Genomic DNA, 17,450 nt, shown 5'->3' with positions numbered 1-17,450 from the left:
TGCGTGTGCTCCACCGGCCCCGGGTTCGCGTTACGTTGGACATCGTGACCGTCGCCCGCCCGCTTGTCGTGGCGGGCGCCGGTCGATCTGGGCCGCCGCCTGTCGCCGGGCGGTCCGAGTGGGTCGAGGTCAGGAGAGACGTGCCGAGCAACACCTCAACCAGCCGTCTGGTCATCGTCGAGTCGCCGGCGAAGGCCAAGACGATCTCGGGCTACCTGGGCCCGGGGTACGTCGTCGAGGCGAGCCTCGGGCATGTCCGGGATCTGCCCCGCAACGCCGCCGACGTGCCGGCCCGCTACAAGAAGGAGCCGTGGGCCCGGCTCGGCGTCGACGTCGACAACGGCTTCGCCGCGCTGTACGTCGTCTCGGCCGACCGTAAGCAGCAGATCGCCAAGCTGACCAAGCTGGCCAAGGAGGTCGACGAGGTCCTGCTCGCCACGGACGAGGACCGCGAGGGCGAAGCGATCGCCTGGCACCTGGTGGAGACCCTCAAGCCGAAGGTGCCGGTGCGCCGGATGGTCTTCCACGAGATCACCCGGGCCGCCATCCAGGCCGCAGTGGCCAACCCGCGGGAAATCGACCGCAACCTGGTCGACGCCCAGGAGGCACGGCGGATCCTGGACCGGCTGTACGGCTACGAGGTCTCGCCGGTGCTGTGGAAGAAGGTGATGCCCCGGCTGTCCGCCGGCCGGGTGCAGTCGGTTGCCACCCGGATCGTGGTGGAGCGCGAGCGGCAGCGGATGGCGTTCCGTACCGCCGATTACTGGGACATCCAGGCCACCCTGGCGGTGACCGGCCAGCCGGCGGCCGACGCCGACGGACCCCGCTCGTTCACCGCCAACCTGATCGCGCTCGGCGGCGATCGGATCGCCACCGGCAAGGACTTCGAGCCGACCACCGGACAGGTCCGCCCGCAGGCGTCGGTGGTCCACCTGGACGGCGACGGGGCGCGGGGTCTGGCGGCCCGGCTCGACGGTCGGCCGTTCACCGTCACCCGGGTCGAGGAGAAGCCGTACCGCCGTCGGCCGTACGCCCCGTTCATCACCTCCACGCTGCAGCAGGAGGCGGCCCGAAAGATGCGGTTCTCGTCGCAGCAGACGATGCGCACCGCGCAACGGCTGTACGAGAACGGCTACATCACCTATATGCGGACCGACTCGGTCAACCTGTCGGAGACGGCGATCGCCGCCGCCCGCAGCCAGGTCGCCGAGCTGTACGGCGACCGCTTCGTCCCACCGGAGCCGCGCCGCTACACGGGCAAGGTCAAGAACGCCCAGGAGGCGCACGAGGCCATCCGCCCTGCTGGTGACCACTTCCGTACCCCCGGGGAGCTGGCCAACGAGCTGTCCGCCGAGGAGTTCAAGCTCTACGAGCTGATCTGGCGGCGGACCATCGCGTCCCAGATGACCGACGCGGTGGGTTCCAGCGTGTCGGTACGGATCCGGGCCGTCTCCACCGCCGGCGAGGAGTGCGACTTCGGTGCGACCGGCAAGACGATCACCGACCCGGGCTTCCTGCGCGCCTACGTCGAGTCCTCCGACGACGAGTCGGCCGAGGCGGAGGACGCCGAGCGCCGGCTGCCGAACCTGACCAGGGACCAGCCGCTCACCGCGCGGGAGTTGGCGGCGGTCGGGCACAGCACCCAGCCGCCGGCCCGCTACACGGAGGCCTCTCTGGTCAAGGCGTTGGAGGAGCTGGGCATCGGACGCCCGTCCACCTACGCGTCGATCCTGCAGACGATCCAGGACCGGGGGTACGTGGCCAAACGCGGCCAGGCGCTCATCCCGTCGTTCCTGGCCTTCGCAGTGATCGGGCTGCTGGAGCGGCACTATCCACGACTGGTCGACTACAACTTCACCGCCAGCATGGAGAACGAGCTGGACGAGATCGCGTCCGGTGACCATCAGGCGGTGGACTTTCTTTCCTCGTTCTACTTCGGCAGCGACACCGCCGGGGACGAGTCGGTCGCCCGCTCCGGTGGGCTGAAGCGGCTGGTCACCGAGAAGCTCGCCGAGATCGACGCCCGCAGCGTCAACTCGATCCCGCTCGGCGTCGACGGCGAGGGTCGTGAGGTCGTCGTCCGGGTCGGCCGCTACGGCCCGTACCTGCAGCGGTTCCTGCCGGACACGGAGGGTGCCGACCATGCGGCGGCCGGGCCGGACGGTGGTGGCTCAGCGGCCGCGCCCACAGCGGGCGCTGCCGGCGGTGCCGGCGGTGCCGAGCCGGCGGCCGGCGGCGGTGACGAGGCGGAGGGTGCGGCAGCCGGAGCCGGCGGGGACCGCGTCTCGCTGCCGGAGGGGATCGCGCCGGACGAGCTGACCCCGGAGAAGATCAACGAGCTGTTCCTCGGCGGTGGTGGCGAGCGCAAGCTCGGCGAACATCCGGAGACCGGCGAGCCGATCGTGCTCAAGTCCGGCCGATTCGGCCCGTACGTCGCCAGTGGCGAGCGCCGCTCCTCGTTGCTGCGCTCCCAGTCACCGGAGACGCTGAGCATCGCCGAGGCGTTGCGGCTGCTGTCGCTGCCCCGGGTGGTCGGGGTGGCACCGGACGGCCTCGAGGTGCTCGCCGCCGCCGGCCGGTACGGCCCGTACGTCAAGAAGGGCGACGAGTTCCGGTCCCTGGAGTCCGAGGAGCAGTTGTTCACCGTCTCGCTGGACGAGGCGCTGGCGTTGCTCGCCGCGCCGAAGACCCGGCAGCGGCGGGCCGCCGCGCCACCGTTGCGGGAGATGGGCGCGGATCCGCTCACCGAGCGCCCGTTGGTGATCAAGGATGGCCGGTTCGGCCCGTACGTCACCGACGGCGAGAGCAACGCCTCGCTGCGGCGTGGCCAGACGCCCGAGTCGTTGACGATCGAGCAGGCGTCGGAGATGTTGGCCGAGAAGCGGGCGAAGGGCCCGGCGCCGCGCAAGAAGGCGGCGAAGAAAGCGCCGGCGAAGAAGACCGCGGCCAAGACCGCCGGCGCGAAGAAGACCGCGGCCAAGGCGACCACCGCCAAGGCAACCGGTACGAAGAAGACTGCGGCCAAGAAGGCAGCGCCGAAGAAAGCCGCCGCCAGCCGGGCCGCCGACCAGTCCGACGACTCCTGACCGCACTCCTGACCGTGCTCCTGGCCGGCGGTCGCCCGCCGCCGGTCAGATTACCATGAATGATCTTCGTAAATGATCTTCATGGTCAGGATGATGTGGGACAGGTGAATACCGATATCCGTTTCGCTCGTTAATCCGAGTAACGTTTTTGATCTCACTGCTGCCGACGGTGGTTCCGACGCGCGGGAGATCTTTCTCGGAAGGAGTGGGACGAGTGTCGACACCAGCCGTCACCAGTGGCCCGCTGCGGCGGGTGCCGGTCCAGGGGCGCAGTCTCGCCCGGGTCCAGCGCATGCTCGACGCATGCGCCGAGATTGTGGACGAGGTTGGCTACGAGGGTCTGACGACGACCCTGCTCGCCGAACGAGCCGAGGTGGCCATCGGTTCCGTCTATCAGTTCTTCCCGGACAAGCGGGCGATCGTACAGGCGCTGACGCTGCGCAACATCGACGCGTACGTGCAGCGGCTCAACGAACGGTTCACCGGTGGCGAGTTCGACCACTGGTGGGACGGCGTTGCCGCCGGCATTGACGAGTACATCTGCATGCACCGTACGGTGCCCGGATTCCGCACCCTGCACTTCGGCGACGTGGTCGACGTACGACTGCTGGACGAGAGCCGGGACAACAACGCGGTGATCGCCAGTGAGCTGTCCAAGGTCCTGGTGGGTCGGTTCGGCATCCCGGACGAACCCCGGCTGCGGTTCGCGCTGCAGATCGCGGTGGAGGCCGCCGACGCGCTGATCAAACTGGCGTTCCGGCGCACCGCCGAGGGCGACGACAGCGTACTGCGCGAAGCGAAGGCACTGATCCGCGAATATCTGCACCGCCACGTCGACCCCGCCGCGACCGGCCGCGACCGCGACGGTGCCGGTGACCGTGCCCGCGACGGTGCTCGCGACCGTGACCGACCGGGCTGAGCGCCGGGATTAGAGTGTCACCGGGGCCCCGCCGCCGGGCCGACGGGGAGGAACGGTCATCGACGACAACGCCAGCAGCCAGCAGCGCGGTGGTGCGTCCGACACGCCACCGGCCGACCAGACTGCCGCCCCGGTCGATCTGTCCGGTCTGCCGGCGCTGCGTTCGGTGCTGCGCATCCGTCCGTTCCGGCGGCTGTGGATCGTGCTCGGGGTCGCCTCGTTCAGCGACTGGCTGGGCCTGCTCGCCACCTCGATCTTCGCGGCCGGGCAGGTTTCCGGCGGTGCGGCCCAGGGCGCGGCGTTCGGCGGTGTGATCGCCGTACGGCTGCTGCCGGCGTTGGTTCTCGGCCCGGTCGCCGGGGTGCTCGCCGACCGGTTCGACCGGCGCTACACGATGGTCATCTGCGACCTGCTCCGGTTCGTGCTGTTCGCCTCGATCCCGCTGCTGCCGATGTTCGGCGCGAGCGGCGCGCTCACGGTCGCCTGGGCGGCGATCGCGATCTTCCTGATCGAAACGATCACGTTGATCTGGATCCCGGCCAAGGAGGCGGCGGTCCCCAACCTGATCCCCAAGGCCCGGCTGGAGATCGCCAACCAGCTCACCCTGATCGCCACGTACGGGCTCACCCCGGTGCTCGCCGCGATCAGCCTGGCCGTCCTCGACGCCGCCGTCCGGGCGGCGACGGTGACCGATCTGCCATCCTGGGCGGAACCGGCGCAGCTGGCGCTGTTCTTCAACGCCGCCTCCCGGCTGGCCACCGCGATCGTGGTCTTCTACGGCATCAAGGAGATCAGCGGGCGGGCCGGCGCCGCCGGGCACGCCGATCAGAGCCTGATCCGGCAGTTCGCCGAGGGATGGCGGTTCATTGGCCAGACCCCGCTGGTCCGCGGCCTGGTATTGGGCATCTTCGGCGCGTTCGCCGGCGGTGGCATCGTGATCGGCACCGCGAAGTTCTTCACCGCCTCGCTGAGCGCCGGTGACGCCGCCTTCTACCTGCTCTTCGCGGCGCTCTTCGTCGGTCTGGGCGCCGGGATCGGGCTCGGCCCGGCGGTGGTGCGTGACCTGTCCCGGCGACGCTGGTTCGGGCTGAGCATCGTGCTGGCCAGCGGCTCGGTGCTGATCCTCGCCCTGTCCATCCACCTGTCCATGGCCATCCTCGGCGCGGTGCTGGTCGGCGCGGCGGCCGGGATGGCCTTCCTGGCCGGGATCACCCTGCTCGGCGGCGAGATCGCCGACGACGTCCGGGGCCGGGTCTTCGCCGTGGTGCAGACCGGCACCCGGGTGGTGCTGATGCTGGCCATCTCGGTCAGCAGCGTACTGGTCGGCGTGGGCGGTTCCCGCCAGCTGCAGATCGCCAACCTGGGCGTCTCGTTCTCCTCGACCCGGTTGCTGCTGCTGCTCGCCGGGGTGTTCGGCATCTTCGCCGGGCTCAGCGCCTTCCGCCAGATGGACGACAAACCGGGCGTTCCGGTCCTGGCTGATCTGTGGGGGTCGATCCGGGGGCGGCCGTTGACGTCGGCGGAGCCGTTCACCGCCAACGGAGTCTTCGTCGTCTTCGAAGGCGGCGAGGGAGCCGGCAAGTCCACTCAGGTGACGGCGTTGGCGCAGGTGCTGCGCGAGCGCGGCCGGGAAGTGATGGTGACCCGCGAACCGGGGGCCAGCGGTCTCGGCGAGAAGATCCGCCGGCTGGTGCTCGACGGCGGCCCGGACGCGCCGTCGCCCCGCGCGGAGGCCCTGCTGTACGCCGCCGACCGGGCCCACCACGTGGCGACCGTGGTCCGGCCGGCGCTGGCCCGAGGCGCGGTGGTGATCAGTGACCGCTACGTCGACTCGTCGCTGGCGTACCAGGGCGCCGGGCGGACCTTGCCGGTCGACGAGGTCTCCTGGCTCTCCTCCTGGGCCACCGGCGGCCTCAAACCCGATTTGGTGGTGCTGCTGGACATCGAGCCGCGGGCCGGCCTGGACCGGGCGCAGCGGCGCGGGGTCGGCGGCGACCGGCTGGAGAGCGAGTCGCTGGCGTTCCACGAACGGGTCCGGTACGCGTTCCTCGATCTGGCCGCCGCCGACCCGAAACGCTACCTGGTGCTGGACGCCACCCGTGGCGTCGACGAGATACGCGGCGCGGTGCTCGACCGGGTCGAGGTGCTGACCGGCCGGGCCGACCCGGCGGCGCCCGTCGACGCCACCGAGCCGAAAGCCGCCGCCAAGTCAACAGCCGCTGCCGAGCCGAAAGCCGCTGCCGAGCCGAAAGCCGACGCTGAGCCGAAAGCCGACGCTGAGCCGAAAGCCGACGCCGAAGCGGGGCGACCGACGTGACGACCGCGACCGACGTGACGACCGCGACCGAGGCGACGACCGTGACGGATGTGACGACCGAGGCCGTGCCCGCCGACGTCTTCGCCGACCTGGTCGGCCAGGACGAGGCGGTGCAGACCCTGCGCCGGGCCGCTGCGGCGGCCGGTGAACTGCTCGCCGCCGGTGACGGCGACCCGCCGCCGTCGGCCGGGGCGATGACCCACGCCTGGATCTTCACCGGGCCACCCGGCTCCGGGCGGTCGGTGGCCGCCCGCGCGCTGGCCGCCGCACTGCAGTGCCTGCACGGACAGGGCTGCGGCCGGTGCGCCGGCTGCCACACCACCCGGGCCGGTACGCACGCCGACGTCCGGTTCGTCGTGCCGGACGGCCTGTCGATCAGCGTCGGCGAGATGCGTGCGCTGGTGCTACGGGCGGCCAGCACCCCGTCGGCCGGACGCTGGCAGGTGCTGGTGATCGAGGACGCCGACCGGCTCACCGAGGCGGCCGGCAACGCGCTGCTCAAGGCGATCGAGGAACCACCGCCCAGGACGGTGTTCCTGCTCTGTACGCCGTCCACCCACCCGGACGACATCTCGGTCACCATCAGGTCCCGCTGCCGGGTGATCAGCCTGCGGCAGCCGCCGGCCGAGGCGGTCGCCCAGGTGCTGGCCGAACGGGACGGCGTACCGGCGGAGACCGCCATCTGGGCGGCGGCGGCCGCGCAGGGGCATGTCGGCCGGGCCCGCCGGCTGGCCCAGGACCAGCAGGCACGGGAGCGCCGGGACGCCGTCCTGGCGGTGCCGCGCAGGCTGACCACGGTCGGGGCCTGCTTCGACGCCGCGTCGTCGTTGATCGCCGCCGCCGAGGCAGAGGCCGAGGCGGCGGTCGCCGAGACCGACGCGGCGGAGCGTACGGCGCTGCAGACCGCGCTGGGCGCCGGCGGCACCGGGCGCGGCGCCGCCAGCGCGGCCCGGGGCACCGCCGGGCAGATCAAGGAGCTGGAACGGCGGCAGAAGTCCCGGGCCACCCGGGCGCAGCGGGACGCGCTGGACCGAGCGCTGGTCGATCTGGCCGGCTTCTACCGGGACGTCCTGGTTTCCGTACTGCGGGCCCCGGTAGCCCCGGTACACACCGACATCACCGGGCTCACCGGCGCGGCTGCCGAAAAGTGGACAGCGGAGTCGGTGCTGCGCCGGCTGGAAGCGGTGCTGAGCTGCCGAGAAGCGATCACCGGCAACGTCAAGCCACGGATCGCCGTCGAAGCGATGATGCTCAGCCTCTGGCGCGGTTAGGTCGCTGCCGGTACGGTTCGGTGCCGTAGCGCAGCCCCATCCGTACGTAGGGTGCAGACCGGTCTGTTCCCGCTTGCCGACGATGGTGAGGACCCCGTGGTACGGCAGATCGACGAGGCGTGGATCGAGGACGCGGTCGAGCGGTACCGCCAGATCGAGGCCCGACAGGTCGAGTTCGACAAGGCGGTGCACACCGTCGAGGTGACGGTGCGCTCGCCGGACGGGTCGGTTGAGATCGTGGTGAACGCCGCCGGCACCGTGACCGACGTGCGGATCCTCGGTCCACTGCACACCCGGAGCAACACCGAACTGGCCGGCGCGGTGCGCTCGACGGTGGCGGCGGCAGCCGACGCCGCCCGCTGGGCACGCGAGAAACTGTGGGCCGAGACGTTCGGTGCCCACCCGTCACTGCGGGAGGTCTGACATGGACGCCACCGCGCAGCTGATCGCCGCCGAGCTGACCCGCTGCGCCGACCAGCTGGCCGGCACCGCGCGCCAACTGACCGGGCTGCGCGACGACGCGGACCGTGGGCTGGGCGGCTACGCAGACGGCGGGCTGAGCGGCGGCGCCGACGGCGGACCGCAGGCGACGTCGGCCGGCCGGTTGGGCGCGCTCACCGCCGCGCTGGGCCGGCAGTGGCGGGACGCGTTGGCGCAGCGCGCGGCCGAAGCGGACGACACCGGCCGGCGGCTCGCCGACACGGCAGCCGGGTTGCGATCAGTGGTCGGCGCGTACCGCGACGTCGACGTGACGGCCCGCCGCCGGCAATCGACGGAAGGCAGCTGATGGACGTGTTGGACCGGGTCGCCGGGCCGGCTCGGGAGCTGCTGGCCCGGGTGGACGCGCTGCTCGTCGGCAACGGCGCGCCGCCGGGGCATCCGGTCTGGCCGCTGCTGCGCCAGGTGCGGGCGTTGCCCGGTGACGCGGTGGCCGCGTTCGTCGCGGTGCGCCCGGAGCCGCTGGCCGCCGCCGGCGCCACGATCCGCCCGCAACTGGACGGGTACGTCGAAGCGGTCGACGTACTGTCCGGCCGGCTCGACTGGTCCGGTCCGGCGGCACAGGCGTACGACGCGGCACGCCGTACCCTCGCCACCCGGCTGACCGGCGGTGGTGGCGGCGCCGATCCGGACAGCCTGGCCGGGCGGCTGGCGGCTACCGCCGGGTACGCCGAGGCGGTCGCCGACTGGGCGGCACTGAGCCGGGCCGGCCTGGCGGCCGTGCTGGCCGAGGCGCTGGGCTCGGCCGAGGCGGTCGCCGTACGGACCGCCGTCGACGCCGAACCCGGATGGTCCGCGTTCCCGCAGTTCGGGCCGTCGGGGCCGGGCGCAGTCGGGGCCGCCGGTGCCGCCGCCACGATCGCGGCGGCGGTGCTGACCACGATCCTGGAGATCACCGAGCGGGGCGAGGACCTGCAGGAGCGCTGGCGGCCCCGGTTGGCGCCGGTCGGCGGGCACCGACCGGTCGACGTCGCCAGCCCGGGGGCCGGCACCGACGGGACGATCCGGCTGCGCTACTGATCCGGCTGCGCTACTGACCCGGAAAAGGCAACGGCGCCGCGCTCAGGAGCACGGCTTTTCGCCTGTTGCTCCGGCTGCGACGCCGTTGCCTTTTTCCTGCACCCCCCGCAGGCTCTTGATACCGAAGGGAACGCGGCCGACCCGGCCAGGTTGCGGGCCGCCCGGCACATTCACCCGTTCAGCCGACCTCGTACGGCGGATCGGGTGCCGCCGGCTGCCTTCTCGATGCCGGAAGGTCGACGTAGGGTAGGGCCATGGGGATGCTCTGCGCGGTCAGCTTCAACCGGTACGGGCGCCTCTTCTACCTCGACCCCGGTGATCTGCGGCCGGCGGTCGGTGACAAGGTGCTGGTGCCGACCGACGACGGCACCGAGGTCGCCGAGTGCGTCTGGGCCCCGCAGTGGGTCGACGATCCCACCGACGGCTTTCCCCGGCTGGCCGGCCTGGCCACCGAGCAGGACCTGCACCGTGACGAGGTGCAGCGCAAACGCAAGGCGGAGGCGAAGGTCGCGGCGAAGCGGCTGATCCGCGAGCACGGACTGCCGATGAAGGTGGTCGCCGTCGACCACGTGCTGGAGCCGGGGTCGCTGCACAGCGCCCGGGCCACCATCTACTTCACCGCGCCGCATCGGGTCGACTTCCGGTCGCTGGTGCGTGACCTCGGCGCGACCCTGCACTGCCGGGTGGAGCTGCGGCAGCTGTCGGCCCGGGACTCGGCCCGGGTGCAGGGCGGGATCGGCTCCTGCGGCCGGGACCTGTGCTGCGCCACCTTCCTCACCGACTTCGAGCCGGTGACCATCCGGATGGCCAAGGACCAGGACCTGCCGCTCAACCCGCTGCGCATCTCCGGGGCCTGCGGCCGGCTGATGTGCTGCCTCAAGTACGAACATCCGCTGTACGCGGACAGCGGCAGTTACCCCACGTCGGGTCAGCGGGTCGAGACCCCGGACGGGCCGGCCAAGGTGGTGTCGCGACACCCGCCGAGCGAGTCGGTCACCGTACGGCAGATTTCCGACGGGGCGGTGAAACGCTGCGCCCTGGCCGACGTCTGCGGTCCGCGCCGCGCCCACGACCAGGCGTACGGCTGACCTCGCGGCTCACCGGATGTCGCGGCTCAGCGGATGGTGATCGGCTCCTCGGCGAGTCGGGCGGCCAGCGGCTGCTCCGGCACGATCCACGGGGCGTGCACGGGGGCCTGCGGGGCGGCCCGCCAGCGCTGGCACACCCGGTCGACGGCCACCGGGTAGAGGGTCAGCGACCCGTCGGCGGCGAACCGCATCCGGATAAAGCACTTCGAGTCCTCGATGCCCTGCCCGGCGAACAGCTCGTTGAGGTTGACGTCGAACGCGCCGGCCAGCACCAGGTAACCGGCGGTCAACTGGCTGGCGACCAGCCCGGCGACCGGGCCGTAGACGACTGCGGCGGCGACCACCGGCAGCGGCCAGGGCCAGTCGACGAACGGCAGCTCCAGCCAGATCAGCGCGCCGACCCAGGCCAGCGCGATGTGTGCGACACCGTGTCCGAGCCCGAGCAGCCAGTGCCGGGAATGTCGGGCACCGCTGGCGCTCGGCGGCTTGGCGAAGACCACCGACGCGGCGAGGGTGAGCACCACCATCGCGACCAGCGGAATGCTGAACAGCCGCTGGTTGTCAGGGTCTGCCCAGGAGACGATGACCCCGGCGACGGCCAGCATCAGCAGCGTCTGCAGAGTGCCGAGCAGGGTGGCGAAGCCCGGGTTGCGGCGCGGCAGCCGGTGGAAGATCCCCCAGCTGTAGCGGCGGGACCGGGCCGCGTCCGGGTAGCGGCCGGCCAGCTCGTAGTCGCGGTGCGGGCTGGCGTTACGGGCAAGGGTGTCGACCGGCGGTACGGTGATCCGCTCGGGCAGTTTGTGTGTCGCCGACAGGTAGGCGCCGCCGCCCCCGCAGGTGATCAGCTGCCGGTCGGGGTTCGCGTAGCGGGCGTAGTGGTGCTGGTCGCCGGAGATCATCAGCGGCACCCGGGCCCCGGTCGGCTTGATCACCGTACGCAGGAAGTAGTCGACCGCGTCGTAGGCCTGCGGGTCGCCGACCGCCTTGACCCAGGTCGGTTCCGGCACCGCCAGGATCACCCGGTCGCCCGGCTTGAGCTGCTCGGCCGCCTTCTCGAAGTAGATCAACTGCGGGTCGTCCAGGTACGCGCCGAACTGCTCGTCGATGGCGAACAGCCACCAGTCGTTCGGCAGCCGGGTGGCGAAGTACGAACGCTTCTGCTCGGTCCGCCAGCCGCCGATGGTGGCGTCGCGTCGGCGGGCGAACAGCCGCAGGAACGCGGTGAGCCCGTCGTACCAGTCGTGGTTGCCGGGGATGGCGTACAGCGTGGGTCGCGGCTGCCCGGCCGGCGGCCTCGGGAAGGCCGCCTGGTACGGCCCCTTGCTCCGGTCCTCGTACGCCTCACCGCTGGCTGCCGGGTAGACCTGGTCGCCGCCCATCACCAGCAGGTCGCCGCGGCGCAGCCGGCCGGCGCCGTCGACGTCCAGCTCCGGCTGCGCCAGCAGGTACGCCAGCGAGTAGGTGGCCGGGAAGCCGTCACCCAGGTCGGCCACGTAGTCGATCCACAGCTCCCCGTCGACGGCGTCGTGCCGGTGCACGTCGTCGGGGAGCGCGCCCTGCAGTTCCCGCTTGTCGAGGTACGCGCCGAACAGCATCGCCAGCAGGGTGCGTAGCCCGGTGCTGAGCAGCAACATCGGGGCCAGCCAGGGCACCGGGGGCCGGGGGGTGAAGCCGAGCTCCCTCGGGTCCAGCGACCGGGGTCGGTGATGGTCGGCGGCGGGTGGGTCCGGGTCGACCGGTCCGGGGTCGGCCGGGTCCGGACCGGCCGGGTCAACGGCTGGGGCGGTTGTGCTCGGTTCGTCCGTCACACGTCCGGAGCCTACTGTCGGTCATCGACGCCTGTCACCCATGGCTGGGCCCGGTCGCACCCGTCGGTGCCCCGGCCGGCCGGCGTGATCTCCGCCCGGTGCCGTACACTGGTTGATCGTTGCCGCCTTAGCTCAGTCGGCAGAGCGACGCACTCGTAATGCGTAGGTCGACGGTTCGATTCCGTCAGGCGGCTCAGGGCGAGGCCCTGACCAGCGGGTTCGCTGGTCAGGGCCTCATTTTCATCGATGGGGTTTTGAATCGCCCCCCGAAAACCCCCCGGTAACGCCTGTGGGCGATCAGGTTCGGCATGCCTGCGCCGCGCGGGGTGTCGGTCGCTGTCTATGCCGGGCTACGCGTCCGGCAGGGTCCATGCTTGCGGCGCCCGGGTCCGGATGCGGCATCACTTCAGGTCGTTGTCTCCGAGCCGGGTCAACTCGGCCGAAACGGGAGCCGAGTCCAACGTCGACCGAGGTTCGTACGATTGTTCGATCGAGCCGAAGGAGTCCTGTAGGCTACGCTGCGCCGACACGGTGAGGGGGGCTCGACGTTGCGCTTAGTGGCGAACCGGTATCTCGTCAACACCGACGCCGAGCGCATCGGCGGCCAAGGCAAGATCGTCAAGGCGATTGATGGCAGTGACGGAACCCAGGTCGCCCTGAAACTCATCTCGCGGCGCGACGCCGACGAGATCCAGAAGGTCTTCTTCCGACGCGAGGTCGAGGCCCTCTACCTGTTGGATCACCCGAACATCGTTTCGCTGCTCGCTTTCGGCGAGGACGAGCACGAGGACGCGTTCTACCTCGTGATGCCGTGGATCGACAAGAACCTGCTCGGCGTCCTGCCCTCAGACGGGGAACTGGGCTGGGACGACTTCGCCGAGCAGTGGGGGCTGCCGCTGGTCGAGGCGCTCGCGCACGCCCATCAGCGGGATGTGGTCCACCGCGATGTCAAACCTGCGAACATCCTGATCGACCAGGACGGCACACCCAAGCTTGCTGATTTCGGCATCAGCAAGATCCGCAGTCAGATGGTCGCGGAGGTCACGGTAGTTGAGCACTTCTCGCGTCCGTATGCCCCGCCGGACCGGCAGGGCATGGCCAGTCAAAGCCGGGACGTGTGGGGCTTCGCCGCAACCGCGTTGCGCTGCCTAACCAGCGGCCCGTTCGACGACTATCCCGACATCAAGACAGCGCTGGCCGACATCGATGTGCCGCCGCAGGTTCACGCACTGCTCGAAGAGTGCATGAGCCAGGACCCGCAAGCCCGACCGCAGAACGCAGTCGTCCTGCGAAGCAGGCTGCGCGAGATCCAGTCTGGCCGCCAGCGCAGATTCTCGACCTACGTCCGCCAGGCCCAACTGCGAGTCAGCGACGAAGCGGCCAGACGCCTCGCTACGCCCCCGCTCGACCGCGACGCCGACGCCATCGAGCAGGCGCTATCTCGCGAACTGGCCCACGGCAGCCATCTCGTCCGCTACACCGACCCCGCGGGCCACGTGTCAGTCGACACGCTGGAGCTGATCGGCAGCGAGCGCCGTCTGCGGCTCGCCGTTGTGAACGACCGCCCCGAGTTCGTCGTGACCAAGGTCAACGACGCCGCGGACCCGGTCCTCGAAAGCGTTCGCAGGCGCGGGTGGCCGGTCGGCGATCAGATCAAGTGGACTTCGCGCCCCCAGCCGCCCGCGGCAGCGCTTGAGACCAAGGAGATGATCCTCGCCGGGCTCGACGACCACTACATCCGCCTTGACGACGAAAAGCACCGTCAGGCCGAGAACATCATGTTCGACAAGTGGATCGCCCTGCTGGACGCGAAGGAGAACCTGGAACTCGAGCGGGAAACCCCGCTGGAGTACAAGTCGATCGACGTCGACGGCCGGCGCGTGAAGTTCTACCTGCGCCACCGTCCTGAATCCGACATCCTGGGCCAGGAACGGGTTTGCCGCAGACCAGCAGGCCGGCTCGTCGGCGGTCCTGGCATCGTCGTCGAGCAGGAAGATCTGATCATCACGGTCGCGTATTCGCGGAAAGTCAAGGGCCTGCCCAGCACCGGTGAACTCGTGCTGCACATTGGGCCCACCGCTGCGGCCTTGCGACGACAGCGCGACGCCGTGGTCAACGTCCGGGCCGGGATCTCGGTCCGCCCACAGCTGCGCCAACTGCTGCTCGACCCCACCCGCATCGGCGCCCCGGCCCCACGCGCGCTCAGATCATGGTTTGGCACGGCGCTTGACGACGACAAGAAGACCGCAGTCGCCGCGGCCTTGGGCGGCCCCGACTTCTTCCTGCTGGAAGGACCGCCCGGCTTCTTCCTGCTGGAAGGACCGCCCGGCACCGGCAAGACCAGCTTCATCGCCGAACTCGTACAGCAGGAACTGGCCCGCAAGCCTGACGCTCAGATCCTGCTGGTCAGCCAGACCCATGTCGCGGTCGACAACGCGCTGGTCCGCCTCGCCGAAGCCGGAGTAAGCCATCTCGTTCGGCTCGGCAAGGACGACGACCCGCGCATCGCCCCTGAAGCCCGCCGGCACCTGCTCGAACAGAAGGTGCCGCCGATGGTCCGTCAGGTTCGACAGCGGGCCGCAGCGGAGCTGAGAAAGCGCGCCCGTGACGTAGGTGTGGACTTGGGTCATGTGGAGGGCGCGGCGGCGATCCGCGAACTAGCCGAGGCACTCCGTGACCTCGAAAGCACCCGAGCCCGGCTTGACACGCTCGCCGTCAACCCCAGCGGCTCCACCGGACAACTGCCCGACTTCGGCGAGCAGGACAGCGCCTCGCAGACAGCCTCGCTCAACGAACGGTTGCAGGCGCTCAGCGAGCGGGCCGACGAGCTGCGCGAGCGCGCCAACAGTGCCTTGGGCGGGGACCTGGAACTGCCGCAGGAGCTAACCCAAGAGATCGCCCGTGACGCGTTCGACGCTGTCGTTGGGGACGATGAGCAGTTACGCAAGCTCGTCGGGCTGCTGGCGTTGCAGGCCGAGTGGTTCCAGCGGATCGAATCGGGACGGGAACTCGAGGGCGTAGTCCTCCGGGCTTCGCGAGTGGTCGCCGGCACCTGTCTGGGGTTCTTGTCGCACCCAGCCGTCCGAGACCTCAAATTCGACTTGTGCATCCTGGACGAGGCATCCAAGGCAACCGCCACCGAGACGCTTGTGCCCTTGTCAAGGTCCAAGCGGTGGGTACTGGTGGGCGACCCCAACCAGCTTCCGCCAATGCAGGAAGAGGTCCTTGACCACCCCGAGCTGATGCAGCGCCACGACCTCGACCGTGCCGACGTCGAGCAGAGCCTCTTCCGGCGGCTGCTGGACCACGCGCCCGCCGCCGCCAAGCACAGGCTCACCCATCAGTACCGGATGCATGCTGGCATCGGCGACCTCATCTCCGCCTGCTTCTACGACGGCCAGCTCATGTCGAAGTCAACGCGCACGCTGCCCGGTTGGGAACTTATGTACAAGCCGGTCACGTGGCTGGACACCGGCGCAATGTCCGACCGGCACGAACGGCAAGACGGCACCAGCGTGGTCAACCACTGCGAGGTGCGCATCATCCGTCGCGCGATCAACACCCTGCGCAGCGCGCTGGCCAAGCAGCTCATCAGACCGCCCGACAGCAAACCCCTGCGCGTGCTTGTGCTGACCGCCTACAGGAAGCAGATGGACGAGCTTCGCCGGGCGGTGGCCGGACCGCCGTCGAACCACCTCGAAATCGAGGTCAACACCGTCGACGCCGTCCAGGGACGCGAAGCCGACGTCACCTTCTATTCCGTGGTCCGCAGCAACGACCAACGCAACTTCGGGTTCCTCGGACCGCGGCACTGGCGGCGCATCAACGTCGCCCTGTCCCGTTCCCGGTACGGCCTCGTCATAGTCGGCGACGCACCGTTCTGCGAGTCGACGCCCGGCCCCCTGAGCAAGGTGCTGACCCACATCCGCCGCAACGGAGCCACCTGCAAGATCGGAGACGCGAGCAATGGCTGACGCCACCGTCATCGCCGCGCGCCGCTACAGCGAGCAGCACCCGGGCTACGAGTTGGCCTACGCCGGTGAAGTGGCCGTGCCGGTGTCTCTGCTCACCCTTGACGTGCTAGCGCAGGAGCGCAAGCCACTTCCCTTGGTCGACGAGTTCGTGCTGCGCCTGGCCGGCTACGGCATCCACAAGATCGACAACATGGCGGCCATACTCGGCATTGACACCCCGACCGTCTCTGACGCCGTCGCTCGCCAGTTGTCAGCCGAAACCGTCGAATACCGCCCGGACAGCCTCGGCGGGCACAAGGTCCTGCTCAGCTACAGCGGCAAGCGCGCCGTCGAGGAACTGTCAACAACTACGCCGCAGCGCACCGAACACCAGCGGGCCTTCGACCGGCTGCTCTGGAAGCCGATTCCACACGGCAGGTCTGACCTGATTACCCGCGCCGACGCCGAAGCGCAGGGCATGCTGCTACTGCCTTCCGCACGTACCGGCGACGTGGCCACCGGCGATGTCACGCCCCGGATGCTAAACCTGCTGCTCGAGCAAGCCCAGCACGACGACGGCCGGCCTGCGGTCGAAGTGCTCAGCGTCGAGGCGGTCACCCGCCAGCCGAGGCTCTACCTGCCTGCCGTGTTGCTGGTGTACGTGTCCGACACGGCCGACGACCAGCGCTTCAACATCATTGTCGACGACACACTCAGCGAGCCCCACGACAGCGCACTCCACCACGTCGGAGGACTGGAACGAACCAGGATCCAGATAGCGCCGGCGGTCGGCGAACCAGACCTGCCCGCACCGCTGCGCAAACAACGCGCACCCTACGATGTTGTCCGCGGCCTACAGCGCCGGGCCGACAACCCGCCGCCAGCAGACGACCTTGCGCACGCCCACACGTCGCCAGGGGCCCGGCAGCACGATAGCGTCACGGCCCGCGCTGAACTCGACACCATGACCGTGCGCTGCGTGCCGCTGTTCGAACACCGAGAACTGCTGACGACGGCGCTGGAGACAGCACGGAACAGATTCCTGCTTGCCGCGCCGTGGGTGCGTGATGCCGTCATCACCGACGACTTCATGGCCAAACTGGAAATGATGCTGCGCAGGTCGGACCTGACCGCCCACATCGGCTACGGCCTCGGCCAGGACATCGCACACAACGACAGAGACGCCGTCACCCGGCTATGTAGGCTCGCACGCCGATACGATCGCCTCACTGTGGCCCACATCCCCGAACCGCAGCCGAACATCCTGATCTTCGACGATACGTGGGTGAACAGCGGCTTCGACTGGCTCTCCTTCCGCGACCAGCCCACGCGCACGTACCGTCCCGAGGAAGGGACGCTGGTACGCGAGAAGACGCACGTCGACGAGCAGTACAACCGCTACGCTGAACTGATCGCCCGGGCCGGCACTCCCACCAGGCGTTAAGAAAAGCAGCGAGAGACGCAGATTATTGGGTTGACCGTCCAGCTTG

General features: G+C 70.1%; 11 protein-coding genes and 1 tRNA gene. 11 read left to right on the top strand and 1 reads right to left on the bottom strand.

Going from position 1 to position 17,450, the window contains the following annotated elements; all coding sequences use genetic code 11:
* The first annotated feature begins 140 nt into the window (after positions 1 to 140).
* The 8 genes from topA (at position 141) to EDC02_RS26755 (ending at position 10,199) form a co-directional block, all read left to right on the top strand.
* Positions 141 to 3,086: a type I DNA topoisomerase gene (gene topA / locus EDC02_RS26790; protein ID WP_123604328.1), complete on the top strand. Its 2,946-nt coding sequence runs from the start codon at positions 141 to 143 to the stop codon at positions 3,084 to 3,086.
* 214 nt (positions 3,087 to 3,300) lie between these two features.
* Positions 3,301 to 4,005, top strand: a complete 705-nt coding sequence (locus EDC02_RS26785) for a TetR/AcrR family transcriptional regulator (RefSeq protein ID WP_233606306.1) — start codon at positions 3,301 to 3,303, stop codon at positions 4,003 to 4,005.
* A 202-nt stretch (positions 4,006 to 4,207) separates the two neighbouring features.
* Complete coding sequence (tmk, locus tag EDC02_RS26780) at positions 4,208 to 6,322, top strand: dTMP kinase (RefSeq protein WP_123605175.1); 2,115 nt, start codon at positions 4,208 to 4,210, stop codon at positions 6,320 to 6,322.
* 65 nt (positions 6,323 to 6,387) lie between these two features.
* Positions 6,388 to 7,593: a DNA polymerase III subunit delta' gene (locus EDC02_RS26775; RefSeq protein ID WP_123605174.1), complete on the top strand. Its 1,206-nt coding sequence runs from the start codon at positions 6,388 to 6,390 to the stop codon at positions 7,591 to 7,593.
* A gap of 96 nt (positions 7,594 to 7,689) precedes the next feature.
* Positions 7,690 to 8,016 (top strand): YbaB/EbfC family nucleoid-associated protein, encoded by a 327-nt coding sequence (locus EDC02_RS26770; protein WP_123605173.1) that lies wholly within the window; start codon positions 7,690 to 7,692, stop codon positions 8,014 to 8,016.
* A 1-nt stretch (position 8,017) separates the two neighbouring features.
* Complete coding sequence (locus EDC02_RS26765) at positions 8,018 to 8,380, top strand: hypothetical protein (RefSeq protein ID WP_123604327.1); 363 nt, start codon at positions 8,018 to 8,020, stop codon at positions 8,378 to 8,380.
* Positions 8,380 to 9,111 (top strand): hypothetical protein, encoded by a 732-nt coding sequence (locus EDC02_RS26760; RefSeq protein ID WP_123604326.1) that lies wholly within the window; start codon positions 8,380 to 8,382, stop codon positions 9,109 to 9,111. Before EDC02_RS26765 ends, EDC02_RS26760 begins: the two co-directional genes overlap by 1 nt.
* A 254-nt stretch (positions 9,112 to 9,365) precedes the next feature.
* The gene (locus EDC02_RS26755; protein ID WP_123604325.1) at positions 9,366 to 10,199 is read left to right on the top strand and encodes a regulatory iron-sulfur-containing complex subunit RicT; all 834 of its coding nucleotides are present in this window, start codon (positions 9,366 to 9,368) and stop codon (positions 10,197 to 10,199) included.
* A 26-nt stretch (positions 10,200 to 10,225) separates the two neighbouring features.
* Here EDC02_RS26755 and EDC02_RS26750 read toward each other — a convergent pair whose 3' ends face one another.
* The gene (locus tag EDC02_RS26750; protein WP_233606305.1) at positions 10,226 to 12,007 is read right to left on the bottom strand and encodes a metallophosphoesterase; all 1,782 of its coding nucleotides are present in this window, start codon (positions 12,005 to 12,007) and stop codon (positions 10,226 to 10,228) included.
* Positions 12,008 to 12,128: 121 nt separating this feature from the next.
* Here EDC02_RS26750 and EDC02_RS26745 point away from each other — a divergent pair.
* From EDC02_RS26745 to EDC02_RS26735, 3 genes are all read left to right on the top strand, one after another.
* Positions 12,129 to 12,201, top strand: a tRNA-Thr gene (locus tag EDC02_RS26745).
* A gap of 363 nt (positions 12,202 to 12,564) precedes the next feature.
* Positions 12,565 to 15,981, top strand: a complete 3,417-nt coding sequence (locus tag EDC02_RS26740) for a bifunctional serine/threonine-protein kinase/DEAD/DEAH box helicase (protein ID WP_148083641.1) — start codon at positions 12,565 to 12,567, stop codon at positions 15,979 to 15,981.
* Positions 15,974 to 17,404 carry a hypothetical protein gene (locus EDC02_RS26735; RefSeq protein ID WP_123604323.1) on the top strand — a complete coding sequence of 477 codons (1,431 nt, stop codon included), beginning with the start codon at positions 15,974 to 15,976 and terminating at the stop codon, positions 17,402 to 17,404. Before EDC02_RS26740 ends, EDC02_RS26735 begins: the two co-directional genes overlap by 8 nt.
* Positions 17,405 to 17,450: the final 46 nt, after the last annotated feature.

Origin of the sequence: Micromonospora sp. Llam0, from assembly GCF_003751085.1 — a bacterium.
GTDB lineage: Bacteria > Actinomycetota > Actinomycetes > Mycobacteriales > Micromonosporaceae > Micromonospora_E.
This window is presented reverse-complemented; position numbering and strand designations above follow the sequence as displayed.